17 protein-coding genes and 2 pseudogenes are annotated in these 17241 nt (G+C 62.6%); 7 read left to right on the top strand and 12 right to left on the bottom strand.

Annotation, left to right across the window (positions count from 1 at the left end):
• Nucleotides 1-596 (bottom strand): alpha/beta fold hydrolase (locus MKL01_RS05145; RefSeq protein WP_243904147.1); only part of this gene is annotated, 596 nt, incomplete at its 3' end.
• Nucleotides 597-919: 323 nt separating this feature from the next.
• On the opposite strand from MKL01_RS05145, the gene MKL01_RS05140 reads away from it, so the two are divergent.
• A complete protein-coding gene (locus MKL01_RS05140) occupies nucleotides 920-2299 on the top strand; it encodes an MFS transporter (protein ID WP_243904146.1) in 1380 nt (459 codons plus the stop codon).
• Between the two features lie 117 nt (nucleotides 2300-2416).
• Here the strand turns inward: MKL01_RS05140 and MKL01_RS05135 are convergent, their stop codons facing one another.
• From MKL01_RS05135 to MKL01_RS05105, 7 genes are all read right to left on the bottom strand, one after another.
• The gene (locus MKL01_RS05135) at nucleotides 2417-2650 is read right to left on the bottom strand and encodes a hypothetical protein (protein ID WP_243904145.1); all 234 of its coding nucleotides are present in this window, start codon (nucleotides 2648-2650) and stop codon (nucleotides 2417-2419) included.
• 61 nt (nucleotides 2651-2711) lie between these two features.
• On the bottom strand, nucleotides 2712-4058 hold the full coding sequence (locus MKL01_RS05130; RefSeq protein WP_243904144.1) for an MFS transporter: 1347 nt from the start codon (nucleotides 4056-4058) through the stop codon (nucleotides 2712-2714).
• Between the two features lie 66 nt (nucleotides 4059-4124).
• On the bottom strand, nucleotides 4125-4904 hold the full coding sequence (locus tag MKL01_RS05125; protein WP_243904143.1) for an aldolase: 780 nt from the start codon (nucleotides 4902-4904) through the stop codon (nucleotides 4125-4127).
• Nucleotides 4905-4999: 95 nt separating this feature from the next.
• On the bottom strand, nucleotides 5000-5593 hold the full coding sequence (locus tag MKL01_RS05120; protein ID WP_243904142.1) for a helix-turn-helix domain-containing protein: 594 nt from the start codon (nucleotides 5591-5593) through the stop codon (nucleotides 5000-5002).
• A 348-nt stretch (nucleotides 5594-5941) separates the two neighbouring features.
• The gene (locus tag MKL01_RS05115) at nucleotides 5942-6319 is read right to left on the bottom strand and encodes a hypothetical protein (protein ID WP_243904141.1); all 378 of its coding nucleotides are present in this window, start codon (nucleotides 6317-6319) and stop codon (nucleotides 5942-5944) included.
• A 21-nt stretch (nucleotides 6320-6340) separates the two neighbouring features.
• Nucleotides 6341-6631, bottom strand: coding sequence for a hypothetical protein (locus tag MKL01_RS05110; protein WP_243904140.1), 291 nt, complete (start codon nucleotides 6629-6631; stop codon nucleotides 6341-6343).
• Nucleotides 6632-6823: 192 nt separating this feature from the next.
• Nucleotides 6824-7576 (bottom strand): hypothetical protein, encoded by a 753-nt coding sequence (locus MKL01_RS05105; RefSeq protein WP_243904139.1) that lies wholly within the window; start codon nucleotides 7574-7576, stop codon nucleotides 6824-6826.
• A gap of 364 nt (nucleotides 7577-7940) precedes the next feature.
• Here MKL01_RS05105 and MKL01_RS05100 point away from each other — a divergent pair, with 364 nt between their 5' ends.
• Nucleotides 7941-8528 (top strand): hypothetical protein, encoded by a 588-nt coding sequence (locus tag MKL01_RS05100; RefSeq protein WP_243904138.1) that lies wholly within the window; start codon nucleotides 7941-7943, stop codon nucleotides 8526-8528.
• 153 nt (nucleotides 8529-8681) lie between these two features.
• Here MKL01_RS05100 and MKL01_RS05095 read toward each other — a convergent pair whose 3' ends face one another.
• The gene (locus MKL01_RS05095) at nucleotides 8682-9368 is read right to left on the bottom strand and encodes a hypothetical protein (RefSeq protein WP_243904137.1); all 687 of its coding nucleotides are present in this window, start codon (nucleotides 9366-9368) and stop codon (nucleotides 8682-8684) included.
• 796 nt (nucleotides 9369-10164) lie between these two features.
• Between MKL01_RS05095 and MKL01_RS05090 the strand changes: the two genes are divergently transcribed.
• Entirely contained in the window at nucleotides 10165-11220 is a 1056-nt protein-coding gene (locus MKL01_RS05090; RefSeq protein ID WP_243904136.1) for an SDR family oxidoreductase, read from the top strand.
• Between the two features lie 89 nt (nucleotides 11221-11309).
• Nucleotides 11310-11612: pseudogene (locus tag MKL01_RS05085) on the top strand (hypothetical protein); the annotation flags it as partial.
• Nucleotides 11613-11921: 309 nt separating this feature from the next.
• Here the strand turns inward: MKL01_RS05085 and MKL01_RS05080 are convergent.
• Nucleotides 11922-12098: a hypothetical protein gene (locus MKL01_RS05080; RefSeq protein WP_243904135.1), complete on the bottom strand. Its 177-nt coding sequence runs from the start codon at nucleotides 12096-12098 to the stop codon at nucleotides 11922-11924.
• 635 nt (nucleotides 12099-12733) lie between these two features.
• Between MKL01_RS05080 and MKL01_RS36110 the strand changes: the two are divergent.
• Nucleotides 12734-12922 (top strand): annotated as a pseudogene (locus MKL01_RS36110) (HU family DNA-binding protein); the annotation flags it as partial.
• Nucleotides 12923-13019: 97 nt separating this feature from the next.
• Here the strand turns inward: MKL01_RS36110 and MKL01_RS05075 are convergent.
• Nucleotides 13020-13559: a hypothetical protein gene (locus MKL01_RS05075; RefSeq protein ID WP_243904134.1), complete on the bottom strand. Its 540-nt coding sequence runs from the start codon at nucleotides 13557-13559 to the stop codon at nucleotides 13020-13022.
• 111 nt (nucleotides 13560-13670) lie between these two features.
• Between MKL01_RS05075 and MKL01_RS05070 the strand changes: the two genes are divergently transcribed.
• Nucleotides 13671-13925, top strand: a complete 255-nt coding sequence (locus MKL01_RS05070; RefSeq protein WP_243904133.1) for a hypothetical protein — start codon at nucleotides 13671-13673, stop codon at nucleotides 13923-13925.
• A gap of 392 nt (nucleotides 13926-14317) precedes the next feature.
• Here MKL01_RS05070 and MKL01_RS05065 read toward each other — a convergent pair whose 3' ends face one another.
• The gene (locus tag MKL01_RS05065) at nucleotides 14318-15142 is read right to left on the bottom strand and encodes an outer membrane protein (protein ID WP_243904132.1); all 825 of its coding nucleotides are present in this window, start codon (nucleotides 15140-15142) and stop codon (nucleotides 14318-14320) included.
• A 1194-nt stretch (nucleotides 15143-16336) separates the two neighbouring features.
• Here MKL01_RS05065 and MKL01_RS05060 point away from each other — a divergent pair.
• On the top strand, nucleotides 16337-17224 hold the full coding sequence (locus MKL01_RS05060) for a histidine kinase (protein ID WP_243904131.1): 888 nt from the start codon (nucleotides 16337-16339) through the stop codon (nucleotides 17222-17224).
• Nucleotides 17225-17241: the final 17 nt, after the last annotated feature.

The following is a 17241-nucleotide window of genomic DNA, read 5'->3' as shown; positions in this document are numbered from 1 at the left end:
GGGCTGGTGCCGAGATGGCGCTGCTTGGCCGCTTCCAGGGACGTGAAGGCGTCGACCTGCTCGGGATGAGCCGCGGGGTCGGCCCAGTACTGGGCGATGCCCTGCCACTTGGCCCCAAGTCCCTCCGCATAGGCGTTGGCGTTCTGAACGATCAGCGCGCTCACCCGCTCGGGGTGGGCGAGCGCCATGCGGAAGCCGATTGGACCGCCGTAATCCTGCATGAAGAGCGTGTACCGCTCGATGCCGAGGTGAAGGACCAAGCCGTCCATGGTGGAGGCGAGGTTGTCGAAGGTATAGGTGTACTGGCCGGATGGCGGTGCGTCGCTCTGGCCGAAGCCGGGGTAGTCCGGAGCGATCAGGTGGTACCGGTCGGCGAGCAGCGGCAGCAGCGCGTCCCACTGCCGCGACGATGACGGATAGCCATGCAGCAGCAGGATCGTGGGCGCGTCGCGCGGGCCGGCCTCGCGGTAGAAGACGCCTACGCCATTCACCGCGACCCGATGGTAGCTCGTCGTGGCTGAGACCGAGGGAAGCGGCTGCGGCAAACCGTGTGCGAGCGCCAGCGCGGCGGCGGCAAGGACGGTCTGAGTCGGCATGGCCCATCTCCTTCGCATGGGAGATAGGGCGCTCCGGCTGGACGGTCATTGGTTGAGGGAAGGATTACGACAAACCTATTTCGGACCTCGTGTGGGATATTCGGACCTCGTGAGGGGTATCAAGCGTCAGCTTCCGGCTGCCAGTTCGCCAAGCCTGGGGCCTAGACCATGGCTGGGGTGCTCGATGCATTTGGGTCGACACTTCTCCCCAGAGGGAAAATGGCGGCGCCCTCTCGCGCAGAGGTGATGAGGCTGAGCAATTGCCAAGGCGCGGCAGGCGGCGCAGTCCGAGGTCAGTTCGAAACGCGAGACCTTCCCTCCGCATGTCTGTCACGACCCTGAAGCCGACTGCGATAGCTCACGACGGGCTACCGCTGGGCCAACGCGGCCGGGCGATGGCCGCAGTGCTCACCGGGGTGGCGCTCGCCACGCTCGACACCGCCATCGCCAACACGGCGCTGCCTACCATCGCCGCCGACCTCAAGGTCGATCCCGGCGCCTCCGTGTGGATCGTGAACGCCTACCAGCTCGCGGTCGTGGCGACGCTACTGCCGATCGCGGCCCTTGGTGAGATCGTCGGGCAGCAGCGGATCTACGTTGCCGGCCTCATCCTGTTCATCGGCGCCTCGCTCATCTGCGCCCTGGCCTGGTCCCTGCCGACGCTGGTCGCCGCGCGTGTGCTCCAGGGGATCGGGGCCAGCGCCTTGATGGCCGTCAACATCGCGCTGATCCGTTTCATCTACCCCGCGCATCAGCTCGGCCGCGGCGTCGGGCTCAACGCCTTCGTCGTCGGCGTCGGCTTTGCGGTCGGACCGACCGTAGCGTCGCTGATCCTATTGGCGGCGCCCTGGCCCTGGCTGTTCGCCGTCAACGTGCCGATCGGCCTCGGTGCCCTCGCCCTGGCCTGGACCGCGCTGCCGGAAACCGGACGGTCCGGTCACAGCTTTGACGTTGCCGGCGCGCTGCTCAACGCCGCCGCATTCGCGCTCCTCGTGCTCGGGTTGGGCGAGGCCGCACATGAAGGGCCGGTCTGGCGCATCCTTCTCGAGATCGCCGGGGCGCTCGCCTGCTTTACCCTGCTCCTACGTCGCCAGACCGGGCACCCTGCCCCGATGCTGGCCGCCGATCTCCTGGCGCGCCCACTGTTCGCCTTATCAGCCCTGACCGCGGTGTGCTCTTTCGCGGCGCAGGGGCTGGCCTTCGTCTCGCTGCCGTTCCTATTCCAGCACACGCTCGGCCGCTCGCAGGTCGAGACCGGCTTCCTGATGACGCCTTGGCCCGTGGTGGTCGCACTGATGGCGCCGGTGGCCGGCCGCCTCTCGGACCGCTACGCCCCCGGCCTGCTCGGCGGCATCGGGCTCGCCGGGCTGGCACTCGGCATGGGGCTGCTCGCGCTGCTGCCTGCTGATCCGAGCATTTCCGACATCATCTGGCGAATGGCGATCTGCGGGGCGGGGTTCGGCTTCTTCCAGGCCCCGAACCTGCGCGCCATCATGACGAGCGCGCCGCCGACCCGCTCAGGCGGAGCGAGCGGCATCGTGGCTACGGCGCGGCTTCTCGGCCAGACCCTGGGCGCTGCCCTCGTCGCGGCCTGCTTCGCGGTTGCGGAAGCGGATGGACCAGCCGTGGCAATGGGGCTGGGGGCGGCCTTTGCTGGGTTCGCGAGCGTGATAAGCCTCACGCGTCTGGCAGTGACGCCTTAAACCCGATAGATACGGCAGGGCTTTATCTGAGATTTGGGATAACAGTCTAATTGGTACCGCCCCCCTCACGTCAATAATCGCAAGCCCGGAACAATTATCGAGATTACGTAGAAATCTTCAATCTAGCTTCAATTCGCCGCATAGCGCGGCCTCCCGTCGCGCTAAATCCAGCACACGGCTCTTGGCCTGAGGGTCGGTCATGCTTTTCCATAGGTGCAGCAGTTCAACCAGCTGAAGGTCTTCGCCGGGCGGAGCGTCGTGGAAGAAGGACTTGAGCGGCATACCAAGTGCATCGGCGATGCGGCGTAGGAATGTGAGGCTTTTAGGATCGGCCGGCTTGCCAGGGCTCATCGTGGCCTCGTGACTAGCGAAAGATCGCATCGGCAGGTCTGTCATCGGCCGACATGGTCATCTAATTTTCCATGCTGGATCCCGACGTTTCGCGCGTGCTGAGCACGGCTGCGAACGTTAGAACCCCGAGCGCGGTGAGAAACAGCGATATCGGCCACGTTGCGCCACCGCTCCAGCCGACAGCGGCCGCCGCGATGACGGGTGTCAAGCCGCCCCCGATCGCCGCACCGATCTGGAAGCCGAGGGAAATGCCGCTGTAGCGCACCTGCGTCCCAAACAGCTCCGGCATAAAGCTCGCGTGGAGGGCGAAGACCATGCCTTGCGCCAAGCAAATGCCGACGACGATGGTGAAGAGGATGATCATGGGTTCGCGCGTAGCGAGCAGCCAGAACAGGGGAAACGCGAAGGCGATCCCGAAGCCCGTCCCCGCGAGGTAGATCACACGCCGCCCGAACTTGTCCGAGAGCCAACCCGAGAGCGGCATCACGAACAGCTCGACGAGGGTTGCCAGCGTCACGGCATCGAGGACGAAGGACTTCGCCATGCCGAGCTGTGTGGTTAGATAGGAGACGGCGAAAACGGTCAGGATGCCGACCCAGGCGACCTCGGTCACCTTGAGCCCGATCGCCGTCACCGTCTCTCGACGAAATGCCGTCAACGCCTCAAGGACCGGCATCCGTGCGGTCGCACCGCTTTGTCGGAGATCCTTGAATGCCGGCGTCTCATCGAGGCGGGTCCGGATGAACAGCCCGACGAGGACCAGCACGATGCTGGCGAGAAAAGGAATGCGCCAACCCCAGCTGAGGAAGTCGGCGTCTGGCAGGCGCGTAGCTAGGGCGAACACGCCCGTGGCGACGAGGCGGCCAACCGGGTTGCCGAGCTGGACGAAACTGCCAAAGAGTCCGCGCCTAGAGGCAGGCGCGGTTTCCGCGACCATCAGGACCGCACCGCCCCACTCACCGCCTAACCCGATCGCCTGGATGAGCCGAAGCAGCACGAGGCAGATGGGTGCAAGGATGCCGGCCTGCTCGTAGGTCGGCAGCAGTCCGACGAAGAATGTGCCGAAGCCCATCAGGAGCAGCGAGAGAACCAGCATCGAGCGCCGGCCGATGCGGTCTCCGTAGTGACCGAAGATCAAGCCACCGAGCGGCCTAGCGAGGTATCCCACGGCGTAGACGCTGAAGGCGGCCAGCGTGCTGATCAGCGGGTCGGTGGCAGGAAAGAACAACTTTCCGAACACCAGAGCGGCGGCAGTGCCGTAGACGAAGAAGTCGTACCACTCGACAATCGTGCCGAAGGCACTTGCCACAACCACGCGGGCGGTCGGCACGGGCTGCGCTAAGGTCTTTTGGACCGCCACCGCCCCTTTTGTCACGACGCCGCGCACGGCTTGAGAAGCCTCAGCCATCACATCCTCCATTGATACGAGGGTGGTCGAGGCCGGGGCGATCTCGACCTGTCGCGAAGCGGGGCTTCAGCCGAGCACGGTGTCATCGCTGCGCAGGATACGGCGGCTATAGTAGGCGAAGGTCGCCGCGATCGCCTTTGGCTTGAGGCGGTAGTCGTGCGCCTCCTGCGCCAACGCCGGATCGATGGGCAGGATCGTGCCGGCCGACATTGCCAATAATTGAAGCTTTGCGGCGCGCTCCATGAACATGCCGAGGATCGTGGCCTCTTCGACACTCTCGCAGGCGGCCAGCTGTCCGTGATGTGCCAGCAAGATCGCTCGCTTGGTGCCCAAGGCATCCGAGATGATGCGTCCTTCCTCATCGCCGATGGGCGTGCCGGGCCACTCGCGAAGCCAGGCGCAGTCCTCGTGGAACAGCGACGTGTCCATGTGCGAGACGGCGAGCGGCACGCCGATCATCGACAGGGCTGAGACGTGGGGCGGGTGCGTGTGCATGATCGAGGCGACGTGCGGCCGCGCCCGGTAGATCCAAAGATGGAACCGGTTCGAAGGGTTCGGCATGCCCTCGCCTTCGAGGACGTTAAGGTCGTCGTCGACGAGCAGCAAGTTGTCGGCCGTGATCTCGTCGAAACCCAAGCCGAAGCGCAGCATCAGGAAGGTACCTGGGCTTTCGCCTCGGGCAGTCGCCTGACCAGCGAGGCCCGAGTCATGACCTTCGGCTGCGAGGATGCGGCAAGCTAGCGCCAGCTTCTGTCTGGCAGACCACTCGGGCAGCGCGAAATGCTGGTTCATCCGCTCGGTCGTCTGCTGGTGATAGGTGTCCTTGTCGCGCACGATGACGTTCATGACGATCCTCCTTCGCGAAGGATCAAATGACACCACAAAAGACACGAGGTGTCATGCAGGAAAATTGGTCATCTGTTGCTACTTCTTGCGCCGACTCACTCTGGGGTGACGACTACGAGTGCTTCGGCGATCAGAGGTCCAAGTGAACGAGAACGGTGCGCAAGATGTGCATCAAAATATGCGCAGTCGCCAGCGTGTAAGATGTGGCTCTCGGAACCGTACTCCAGCTCTATGACCCCGGAAATCACAAAAATCATTTCCTGGCCAGCATGATCGAAACGTCGGTCATCCTGAAATTCGAGCGGGGGACGCATAATGTATGGCTCCATGCTCTTGAATCGCTTGTTGCCCGCCAGCAGTTCGTAGTCGTAGCCGGACGCGCTGCCGTTGCGCATGAACGACGGGCGCTCGCCTCGCCGGACGATGGAGATGGCATCGGCGTACTGATTTTCTCCGAGCAGCTGGCCGACACTGAGATCGAAGCTTTGTGCGAGGCGCATGGCCGTTGAGATGGACGGCACGGAGAGGCCGCGCTCCAATTTTGACAGGTAGCTTTTGGTCAATCCCGTCGTGTTCGCGAGCTGATCGAGAGTCAGGCCCTGTTGGCGACGTAAGAAGGCGATGCGCGCGGCGAGTGTGGTCCGAGAGTTCGGCGTCGGCGCTGCATCTGTCGGCTGCGGGGAGAGCATCGAGAGTGATTCCTGCGGATCAAGGGCTCACGGCAGCGCCGCTCTGCCGAAGCGCACGAGTAGATAGGTTCTCACAGGGTCCGGACATCCGTCTGGCGGATAAGACAGTTGTCCCCTGCTCAGACCGCCCGATCATGGCCAAGCTCGCCATTACGGTGGCGGCTGGTCTGGCAAGGCGGGTGCGCATGATACCAACCGAGTCCGCCCCTGCCGACATAGGTACCACCGTGATAGCGCCCCAGCGACAACGTTCCTCCTGCCGCTCCTACAGCCAACATAAGCTTGGCCCGGCGGCCTGTCTGGTCCTATCGCCGTTTTGCGCCGGCTGCCGACCTCAGCGAGGGCTGGTCAAGCACGCCTCAGGTTGGTTGTACGGAAGGGTTCTAGAGTGTCGATCGCCTCGACCGGGTCAGTCTTCTGGTTCCACTTGAAGTAGCGCAGCGTCACAGTCTCGGGTGTGAAGTCCATGATCATGAAGCCATTCTCTTCGATCGGCTTAAGGGTTTCCTCCATGTCGAGGTGGTTCGGCGGTAGCGCCCCGACTCCGCGGAACTCCGAAGGCCAGCCGCCGGTGCTCGTGCCGAGCGGACCCGGCAGCACCGCTACGACCGGCTTGGCGGAGAAGTCGTGCTGGCCGCTGCGCCGCATGTGGCCCTCGCCGATCGCGTGCAGGTCGCCGCTCACCACCAGAGGAATCCGCTCGGGCATCGCGGCCAGCGATTGCATCAGGCGGTCGTGTTGGGCGAGCTACCCGGACTGCCAGTAGGGCTTGGGCTTGGCCACCGAAAGCTTCCCGTCGGGGCCGAGCAGGTCAGGGTACCACTCGCCCCACTTGCCGGCGCTCCAGCCGGGTGGGTTTGAGGGCACGCTGACCACGTGCGAGACATCGCGCGCCGCCGCGCGGGCTTTAAGCCAGCCCTCGACTTCCGGCGCGACGAACACCGCGGTCGGACCGGCCAGCGTCAAAGTTCGACGCACGTCGTAGATCAGCACCTCGGCGAGCCGCCCGTAGCGCAGCGTCCCGAAGCTCTCCGACAAGCCCGATGGTCGCGAGGTAGGTCGGTCGGGCCGGTCGGCGCCAGGCAGCCCAGCCGGGCGGTTGGGATCGGGCAGGAACTCCGGGTACCACAGGCGCTGCGTCGCGCGGGCGGCCTCCAGCGTGAAGGTGTCGGGCGGGAAGGTGACGGCGGCGTCGGTGGCCTCGTCGTTGTCAAAGTGGTCGTGATCGTCCTACAGGAAGAACACCGGCGTCGAGCGGCACAGCGTACCGTAGAGCGGCGTGATCTGCTCGCCGGCGGCCTTGAGCAGCGCGGCCTCGTTGGCGCCGCCGAGGAGTGGGGCCGAACGGTCGAAGCGAGCATAGGCTAGGGCAGCGGGGTTGGCGCCGAGTTTCGGCGCGGCACGGGGGGCGAGTAGGTCCCAGTAGACGTGGTCGCCGTTGGCGATCAGCACGTCGGGGGCGAACGACAAGCCGCGACGCAGGAGGCGCTGCCGGGTGGCGGCCGACAGGAACTCGAAGCCGGTGCCGGCCTTCGCGAACAGGTCATGGCCGCCGGCGCAGGAATAGACCAGCAGCCGCAGCTTTTCGGGCCGGTCGTCAGGCGCTGGCATCGTGGTGAGGGTCCAAGGCTGGCACAAGGCCCGGCCATCCCCGCCGATCAGCGCGAGCTTGTGCTCGGTGCCCGGCTTCAAGTCGTCGGCCTGGAACTGCCAGAAGGCGCCGGGGGTGTCAGTGCGCTGGCCAGGGACGCGCCGATCGCCGACCAGCATCGCCGGGGCGCCATCGAGGGGCCGGCGGAAAGATGCCTTGATCAGGATGCGATCATGGCTGCTCGTCGGTAGCAGGTGGTCGACTTCACCAGCATCCCAATCTGCCTGCCCGCTAGTTTCAGGACCTGCGATCTGGGCGGCGGAGATTGTTGGAAGGGCACCCAACGCGAGGGATGCGCCCGCGCCCAGCACTTCGCGACGTGTGATCGGCATCTCATCCTCTCGGACGCGGTTCAGTTCGAGCCTTGCCCGGACTGTCCTCTCGCGCTTGCAGGCCCGTCAAGGCGCTTGGTCAAACGCCCCAAACTAGCATGCCAATTACAATGCGTGCTGCGGCCAAAGCCTGAAGCAAGTCTACTGAAGATTATACTTGGCCGCGCAGAAACAGAAACGTTGATGCAAACTCGTAAAATAACAACAAATAGCAACGTCATTGGTTTCGGATGGATATCGCCACTAATGCCGACGCTGCGATCAAATATAAACGACTCATCGGCAAATTGCTCGATGTTATATGGCAGACCATGCCTGGAAGACGCAAAGGAGCAGTTAAGTTAGAAAAGGAAAGTATCGCAGCATGACCTTTAGAAATCTCAGCTTTCGCAACCGTCAAACTGTAGAAGCCTTTGAAGCCTGGGTTGACAACCTAATAACGAACCATTTCTGGCAGGGGTGGATAGTCACTTTCATGTTTGAAGAAATGAAGCTTTCGGAAATTAAAACCAAAGCCGTCATGCAGGAGGAAGTTATTATATTTTTCAAAAAGTTATGCACGCGCTTTCATCGAAAGCCAGATAGTTCAGTTGCATACAATGTGATTCCAAGGCTGATTGGCTGCCCTGATTTTCCAGTTTTCAAGCATAATAAAGAAGGGTTTCGTCTGACGGCGCCGAATCGTGGGCTCCATTTTGGCTCGATACTGATGCATCCTTTGATGGCATATTCGCGGGCTTGCCGCTTGAGACAACCGCTCGATCAGCATGTCGAAGAAAATAAGCATACCTATTGCAATAGAAAATCGAGGATCGATCGGATCGATCTTGCGCCCATTTTTCATACGCCCAGCGAGGCGACCAGCTATACGCTCAAGTCATTATACAACAACAAGATAACAACCGATGAAATTCTGCTACTGCCTCAATCTAAATCTGAAAAAATAATATAATATACGTTTGAAAATGAATTCTCAGCTTTAGAATCAATAATAAAATTTAACTGATAAATTATTAATAGATCTATAGGCCAAAAAGGTCCGAGCTCGAGCAATTTGAGGATACAAATGTGGCCCAGGACTTGAAATCCCGGGCCTTGGAACAAACTATATCGACGGCTGTCGGATCGACGATTTTAGATATTTGGTGCTTGACTTATAAAATTTATTAAGCGCCACGATTGATTTTTTGTATTGTTTCTTCGATAAACTGTATCTATTATCAACAATTTCTTTTCTATTATTATTGTCATCGTTATTATCAAGATCTCCGAAATCTTTTTTCAGATCTCTTTCCCACTGCTCGTGTTTCTCTCGTTCACGCTTCAATCGCTCTTTACGACGATCACCTACCCGAGCCTTTCTCAGCCCTTCGATACCCCCGTGTTCCTCGATAATATCGGCTATCTTAGTCGGCGCTACACTATTGTTGTATTCTTCCTCAAGCATTTTCGCATATCGATTTGTAACATTTATTTCATTTTTGGTTTTTGCATCAAAAACGAACCTCATTACGAGACGTAACGCTTTCATTTGTCCGCGAGAACTATTTCTTGGCTTTCTTTTAAATTGTTCCCAGAAGGGATTTTTACAGGAAGTTCCCCATGCTTTACGAATTGCCGTTAGATCGTAAGCAATTCGGACGATAGCACCTAGCAATTCATATTTGCGGCGATTGAAACCGCCATGTAAAGAAGACATAGCCATCTTACAGTGTGCAGCAGCTTCATTCGGCTCGGTTTTTGACAAGTTCGCAATGTAGGCGGGATTGGTGAACGAGATAGTTACAGACATAGGTATATCTGAGGTCTGACTTGTTTCCAACGGGTACGAGTCGCACCTTTTCGCCTTGTTTTCACGGTCACCTGACTTTCGATCAATATTGCAAGCCATAGAATGTTGTCCTTCGCCACTTGTTGCGCGTATGCCGCTCAAAATTTCAAAGGTGCTCGACTGCATCTAAGCGGGAAAATTTTGATCCGGCAGCAACATGCTTATGACAACGAAAATGCTGTGCCAAAGATACTTAGGGTCTATGTTTTGGCACACATCAGTGGTACACAGCTGAAGTTCGTGAAGCACATAAGTCCTTGTTTTTGCTGTATCAACGGACCCAGTGGGTACAATCCTTTCCTGGGCACCAACTGCTGATGTCATCGCAGTTTTCCGCTGAATATCCCACCGGCTCGCTGAGCCTCGAAAAGTGGGACGCGACCTGATCCCAACCGGTCCAGATCGATAAGGTGCCCGGCGCCGCCGGCAAGCCGTTTCTGTTGGGCCTTCCGGGTGCAGGGCTCGGCCATCTCGGATGTCCGCCAACCGAACCTCGTGCGGCGACCGATGCTCGACACGGCTCGCGCTGCAACCCGAGCAATGAGCGGCTTACCGTGCGCTGCTCGTCGGCTTGAGGTCCATCCAACGAGGACCCGAGACCGTGTTTGACGAGGACGACACCCGCGGCGGAGCGCGCGGAGATGCCGGGTCCTGAACAGACCTGGCTTCCGGGTGTTGATCACACATCGGTCGCGCATCCGATCCAACCGAAGCGGCGCTGCGGAGCCCCCAGATCCGACAGCACCCAAAGCGAGCGATGATGGCAGAGATCCGAACAGCCCTGGTCGCGGGGGCAAACGGCATCATCGGCAAAGCGTTGATGCATGAACTTGCGGCATCGAAAGGGTGGCGCGCACGCGCCCTCTCACGTCGGCTGCACGGATCGAAACAGGCCATCGCGGCCGATCTCACAGATCCAGACGCCACCCGCGCCGCCCTCGTTCCGGCCCGCGATACCACGCATCTCTTCTATGCCGCTCTCGCCCCCCATCCGAGCCTTGCGGAAGAGGACCGCGTGAACGGCGCGATGCTGCGCAATCTTCTCGATGGGCTCGAAGCCGTCGGCGCGCCGCTCAAGCGCGTGGTGCTGTATCAGGGCGCGAAGGTCTACGGTGTCCATCTCGGGCCGGTGCCGGCTCCGTTCTACGAGGACGAGAACCCGCGCCACATCGGGCCGAACTTCTACTTCACGCAAGAGGATGAGTTGCGGGGCCGGGCGGATCGCGGCGGTCCGGCTTGGTCCATCCTGCGTCCCGACGTGGTGGTCGGTGACGCGGCCGGGAACGCCATGAACATCGCCATGGTGATCGGCGCCTACGCGGCCTTGTGCAGGGCGGAAGGCGCGGCGTTCCGATTCCCGGGACCAGCCCACGTCTATGAGGGCGTTTTTGCCCAGGTGACGGACGCCGGTGCCCTCAGCCGGGCAAGCCTTTGGGCTGCGACGTCCGACGCCGCGCAGGGCGAGGCTTTCAACTACGTGCACGAGCCGTTCCGATGGCGGCGGGTCTGGGAGAAGATTGCCGCCGCGTTCGATTGGCCGCTCGGGCCACCGATTCCGATTCGCCTGGCGACCCACATGGCGAGCAAGACGCCGGCCTGGGCGCGGCTGGTGACGGAACAGGGCTTGAACGACCAGCCCTACGAACGCGCCGTGGGTTGGGGCTTCGGCGATTTCGTGTTTCACAGCGACTTCGACCTCGTCTCCGACATGGGCAAGATTCGGCGCGCCGGGTTCGCAGACAGCGTGGACAGCGCCGAGGCCTTCATCGCCGCCATCCGCCGCTTGCAGCAGGCGAAGGTGCTGCCGCTTTAGGACCGCGGGCACAGGTGGCAGGGGCATGCCTCGGCGAGACCGCGTCGTGACCGTGGCCACACCGTCGGGGGCGCCTGTGTGCGCTGTCGATGGCGATCCGGTTCGGCCGGGCGACGGGCTGCTGGCGGGATGCCGGGGCAGGCCGGTGGCGTGATGGGGCAAAGCGTCGGATCCGGATCAGGTCGAAAATCGACCTCTTCGGCCGAGCCCGCCGGACCGGGGTCGTGCTGGCCGCAGCCCATCGGGATCACGACACCTCGAACCACGCAGCCGCCGACCACGCGGCCTTCTGCCAGAGGTGCCACACAATCCACGACTTGCCCGAGCATCAACGCAGGCGATGGCGAACGCTGTTCCGGCGAAAGGCGGCGGGCGATCTTTCATGGGAGCCTGCGCCTGAAAGCCAGACGCCCGACCCCATATCACGACGATCCGTCTGTGAGCGCGGTAGGCGGCCATGCGGTATCACTTGCGGATCGCCAGAGCCCGGCCTCAAGGCAGCGTGGATATCCAGAGCACGACTTTTAGCGCGCCAAACATCGAGGCTGCCGTCTCCCGTTCCGTGGAGATGGTGGACAGCTTCCTGGGCGAACGACCTGGCGTCGCGACGCTGAGCAGCACCTACCGGGGTCTGGTGTGGGCACATCGCCAGAAGATGCCCGAGCAACCGTTCCCCTAGGCCGTGCGCCGTCCCATTCCTGTCAGTGCCACCCCCGCCACGCGTCCAGGTCGGCCCTCCGAGCCTCGACGCGGGCGTGCAGGCGGCCAGCATCGCTCACGGTCTCGACAAGCATGTCCTGGGCAGACGTGAGTTGCTCGCGCAGCGCCGCATTCTCGGCCGCCAGGGCCAGAAGGAGCGCGACCGCGACGACATCCATGAGCGCCTTCAGAGCATCCAGGTCGAGCGGCGCCCTAGAAAGCCTTGTGGGCCCGCGTCACTTGAGGTCGGCGTGAGGAATGGTCATGCTGATGCGCCCACCTTCACGGTGCCAGAGCCAAGCGATTGCCGCCACCCAGGGGCCGCCGATCAGAACGAAGGCGAGCAAACCCATCGTTTTACCTCCACCGCAGCCGACCGTCGTCGCCGAAAGGGCGATTCGAATACAGACTACTCCCTATCGGCACGTTGCGGAATCGTCCTGATCATCCGTCCGCCCGGTCGAACACCCGCAGAACGGGATGGCTCGGCTCGCGCCATCGTCCGCGGGGTCCGATCGATCGGGGTCGACCGCTGCCCGCCGGCGGCCTTTCTTCGGTTCCGCATCCACAAACAGCCTCGGGCGCCCGTGGGCTTTTCCCGGTCTCTCCATCGATGCTGATCTCACCCGATGTCGGCTCACGACACGCTGGAAGACTCTCGGGCCGGAACGGTTCAGTCATCGCTCGGAGAACGGTGCGGCGCCGCGATTGCACGCCGGGCTAGGGTCTCAGAATCTCGTGCGCATGACCCGGTCCGAACGATTGCCCCTATCGCGGCCCGGACCGGCATCCGTTCGCGCACGAGGCCGAAGCGCTCGCGACGTCGATCCTCAATCGGATCATCGAGGCGCTGGTGGATGGCGACCGGGTCGAGCCGCACGGCTTCGGGGCATTCGAGACCCGGCAGCACGAGCCGCGGACCGCACCCAATCCGCGATCCGGTCAAGTGAGCGCGGTCGAAGCCAGGACGCACGTCCCCGTCAGGCCGGGCGAGACGATCCAGCCCCGGCTCAATCGCGTCGAGATCGATCCCGAGCAGGAGACCGAACGCTTCCTGACCGCGCGCCTGCGTGTCCGCAGGTGCTATCGCACTTGCGTTGTCAGTCGACGCCCTCAAGGGCCTGAGACAGGCCGAACCAAGATTTCACCTTCGCGGGCAGAGAATCCGAGCGCTTCTTCACCGGGGTGGCTCGATTGCGGGCTGCATCCAGCCGGGTCGCCGTCTCGGCCACGCCGAGCGGATCGGCCTGTCGCCCGATCGCGAGTGCGCCTTCCAGGACACGCAGTTCGTCCTCGAACTGGAATTCACGGGTGAAAAACACGCTCCGATCGATGCGGGCATCGATGTAACTGGCTCGTTCTCGCTCCACTTTCGGTGTGTCCGCACAGGCCAGCCGCGTCACGAACGGCATCAGGCGCTGCCGCTGCAGATCGGTTGCGTTGTCGTTCAACCGCATAGCGAGCCCACAGATCGAGGGCGAGAAGCAGTCGGGCATATAACCGACCGAAGTCACGGACTGATAGCGATACCCGCAGGCGACGATGGCCGCCTCGTTGATGCAGGTGCCTCCATCCGGGCCCGGGAAGGCGTGAGAACCCGCGAGAAGCTTCCAATTTAGGATGTGATCGAAGTCGCTCATGGTGGCTAACTCCGTGGCCGGCCCCCGCAGTGAGACTCGCGCCGTGCGCTCATACCGTCAACTGCATCCGTCGTTCTGGCGCTGCCGATTTTGCCCGCGTATCAGCCCGGCATGGCCAAGCGCGTGAAGCAATTGCCTCAGGATCGAGGCACCGTCTTGTTCGACGTCGTGTTCGAGGATGGGAGCCGCGCCTCGAACCGTCGCGTGCCGATGGATATCCTGGGCGGCTTGGATGGCGACCAGCCGGCCCGCGATCTCGTCGAGCAGCAGGAGGCCGAGATCGCCCAGAAGGCAGGCCGGCCACCGAGGGTGATCCAGAGCCTGATGCGTGCTGCTAAGCCGGAGCCGAAGCCTGTCCGGGAATGATCGGCGCCGCCCGCCCCTGCGCGACGCGTGGCGGCTCCGGGCAGCGGCGCAAGATGACGCTGCCCGCTCCGGAATTGACATGCGGCGCGCCAGAAACCTCCATCAATCCGGCTCCGCCAGGGCAGGATCTCGTCCAATGGCTGCGGCTCGGCTGTCGCCTCCCGCGGCGCCCTCACGGGCGGCCGGTCAGCACGCACGGATCGCGGACGAGACGGGAGGCCAGAACGGCAAACGCCCCAGGAGTTGGGTTGCTCCTGGGGCGCTGCAGACCTCGCGGCCAGTCTGATCGGGCTGGGGATCCGGAGGCCAATCGAACGCGTAGCGGCGGACGGCACTGAAGGGCCGCCCGCCTGCCGCATCTCCTCGCGCCGCCGAGCGCGGCGCGATCGGTCTCAGTACGAGCCGAACTTGAAGTTCAGGCCGGCACGGGCGATGCCGCCCTCGGTCCGGAAGCGGGAGATGTAGCCGACACCGGGACCGCCGACGGAACCGACGAGCAGATTGTGACTGCCGAGGTCGTAACGGATGTACTCGGCCTTGAGCGTCACAGCGTTCGACCGGAAGATGTTCAGGAAGGAATCGGTCGGCAGCGCGTACTCGATGCCGCCGCCGTAGGCGTAGCCGGTGTCGATTCGCGAGCGGCTGCCGAAGTAGGTCAGCGGATTGCCGGTCTGGAAGCCGACCCGCTGGGTCACGTCGCCATAGGCGAAGCCGCCCGTGCCGTACACGAAGACCCGGTCGAAGGCGTAGCCGACGCGACCCCGCACGGTGCCGAGGAAGCTCAGATCCGTCCGGTAGGTGTTGGTCAGGACGTTCGGATTGAAGGCGGGGCGGAAGATCGACTGCACGCCGGTGCGCTGCAGGTCCATGTACGCGGCATCCGCTTCGACGCCGACGACGATGCCCGAGCCCGGGGTGAACTGGTAGTTGTAACCGACCTGGCCGCCGGCGGTGAAGCCGTCCTGTGGCAGGCGGACCGCCGGGCTGCGGAGCAGGTTGTTCACGTTGCTCTGAAGGGCGCCGATGCCGACGGTTCGGATCGTATCGGACTCGGTGTAGGCGTAGCCGGCGTAGATACCGAAGTAGGCCCCGGTCCAGGTGAACACCGGCACGGGGGTGAAGATCGGCGGCGGCGCTGCCCGGCGCGGCAGGTCGGCGGCCGAGGCGGCGCCAGCCAGAGCCGTGGACGCGGCCAGCGTGGCCAGTAGCTTTCTCATGACTGCAATTTTCCCTCTGCGACCAGAATGGTGGCGCAGGATGGATCAATGCAGAATGAAATCATGTATCGGATGAGCAACACTCACGTATATAACCAGGAATGGCCTATCTTGTCGTGCCGACTAGATTGAAAAACGCTGCACCACATAGGGGGTGACATCGCCCTGTTCTTTCAGGTGTAAGACAAACGGGTTGGAAGACTTTTTAATCCCTTCGTTCGGCAGAAAAATCTCGGGCCTCACGCTCTCTGCGCCCCTTTCCAGGACACAATCAGACGGACACTCGCCCACCAAGTCGTTGCCACGCTTTGTTCTTTCTGAATTTTGGACTTCGTCCTATTTGCACACGGGATCATCAGCGGCTTCTCGAAATCCGGCCCGGCGACCGGATGGCTCCGGAATGAAGCTGCTGTCCTGACCGGACCTCGACCTTGGGCCAGCGCTCCGAGGGAATGCCTCCGTCCAGCCCACGACCCACGGCATAACGGCGGGCTGGGTCCGGCGAAGCGGCTAGCGGGATCCGGGGGCCGCCGAAAGCCGGACCGCCGCGCCGAGCGGCCGCATCGCGAGTTCCTATACAGCCATCAGCGTCGGCGCGGACAAACGGCCCGCCATCGTTCGAAGGTTCCAAGCGTTTGATGCCGCCGCGGACACCCTGTGTTCATGGTCGGAATGGAGCCTGCGCTCTTGTACCGGCAGGTCCATTTGCAGATGTCGACGGTCACGATCTGAAGCTGTGATTTGACAGGATGCCGAGCGCCTCGTGTTGCTTGGCCGGACGGTCAGCGGCATGTCTGTCAAGGCGCGATGCGCTCAGCTTCATACCAAAGCGACGCTGTTCCCAGCCCCGGATCGGATGATCTTCGGCAGGGGTCCGACAGCAATGCCGCAAACAGGCGAACGTTCGGGAGTGGCACGTCAGCAATCGAGTTGTGCACATCTGCTATATTGGGAAGAATATACTCCTTAGTCGCAAAGACGTTAGAAAAATCACGCTTGAAGTCATCAAAGCTTCGTGCGAGACAGCGGTGTCCGTACAAGGCAATGCGGGAGAGCCCAGGCCGGTCTGTGCCGGCTATGGCGTCGAGGAGCAACCGCCCCCGGGAGCTTCGAGGCACAATCCCGTATCGTTGGACGATCTGGAGTGCGACGCGTCCTGCGTCCTTGAAGAGCAGAACTCGTCCCCGGACGGGCTTGGCTCCATGCACCCGCGACAGAGGGGGGCGACCGGAATGCTTTGACGGGCATCTCCTCGCCCGTCGGTCGAGGGAGTGCGGTATGTTTCCAGACGACGATGATTTCGACTGGGTCGGCCCCGATCGCGGATGGAACTACGAGCCGCCTCCGGCCGATGTCTTTCAGACGTTCAGGTCTCCCGTCTACACGACCGATGCGGAAGGCTGGCTGACCTACTACAACGAGGCGGCCGCCGACCTGTGGGGCTATCATCCCGAGCTCGGCAAGACGCGCTGGTGCGGATGCTGGCGCATCTTCACCCTCGAGGGCGTCGTCCTGCCCTTCGATCAAAGTCCGATCGCCTTGACCCTCAAGGAGGGGCGGCCTCTGCGCGGGGCGCAGGCGATCCTGGAGCGGCCGGACGGCACGCGGATCCCGTTCATGCCGTACCCGACGCCGTTGCGGGATGCGTCGGGTACGATCGTCGCCGTCTCGAACGTGCTGGTCCGGGTGTCACGGTTGAATTGGTATCATCCGGTCGAGCCATCGGCCGACGCTTCCATCGACCCTTGCGCCGATCCGCGAACGGTGGTGGCTCCGATCGCGCGACGGACGGGGCTGGAACTCGATGATCTGACAGGTCTGCTTCAGGTCACCCTGGCTGCGCTCGCCGATGTCGAATTCGAGTACCTGAGCGATTGCGAGCGTATCGACGGCTGGTCCGGTCCCATGGCGGAGCGCGATCGGATCCTGGCCCAGTTGGAGCAGAAACGGCGGCGCCAGCGCGATGTCCTCGACAAGCGCGCCGCGTTGCTCGAGCGGCAGGCCCGACGATTGATGGGTCTGCCGCCGGCCGAACCGGAGCGGCAGGCCGTACGCGTCGCGCTCGGCGGCACGGTACACTAGCCTCGCGCCGCGAGATC

The sequence above is a fragment of the Methylobacterium sp. J-070 genome (assembly GCF_022829385.1).
In the GTDB taxonomy this organism is placed as follows: domain Bacteria; phylum Pseudomonadota; class Alphaproteobacteria; order Rhizobiales; family Beijerinckiaceae; genus Methylobacterium.
This window is presented reverse-complemented; position numbering and strand designations above follow the sequence as displayed.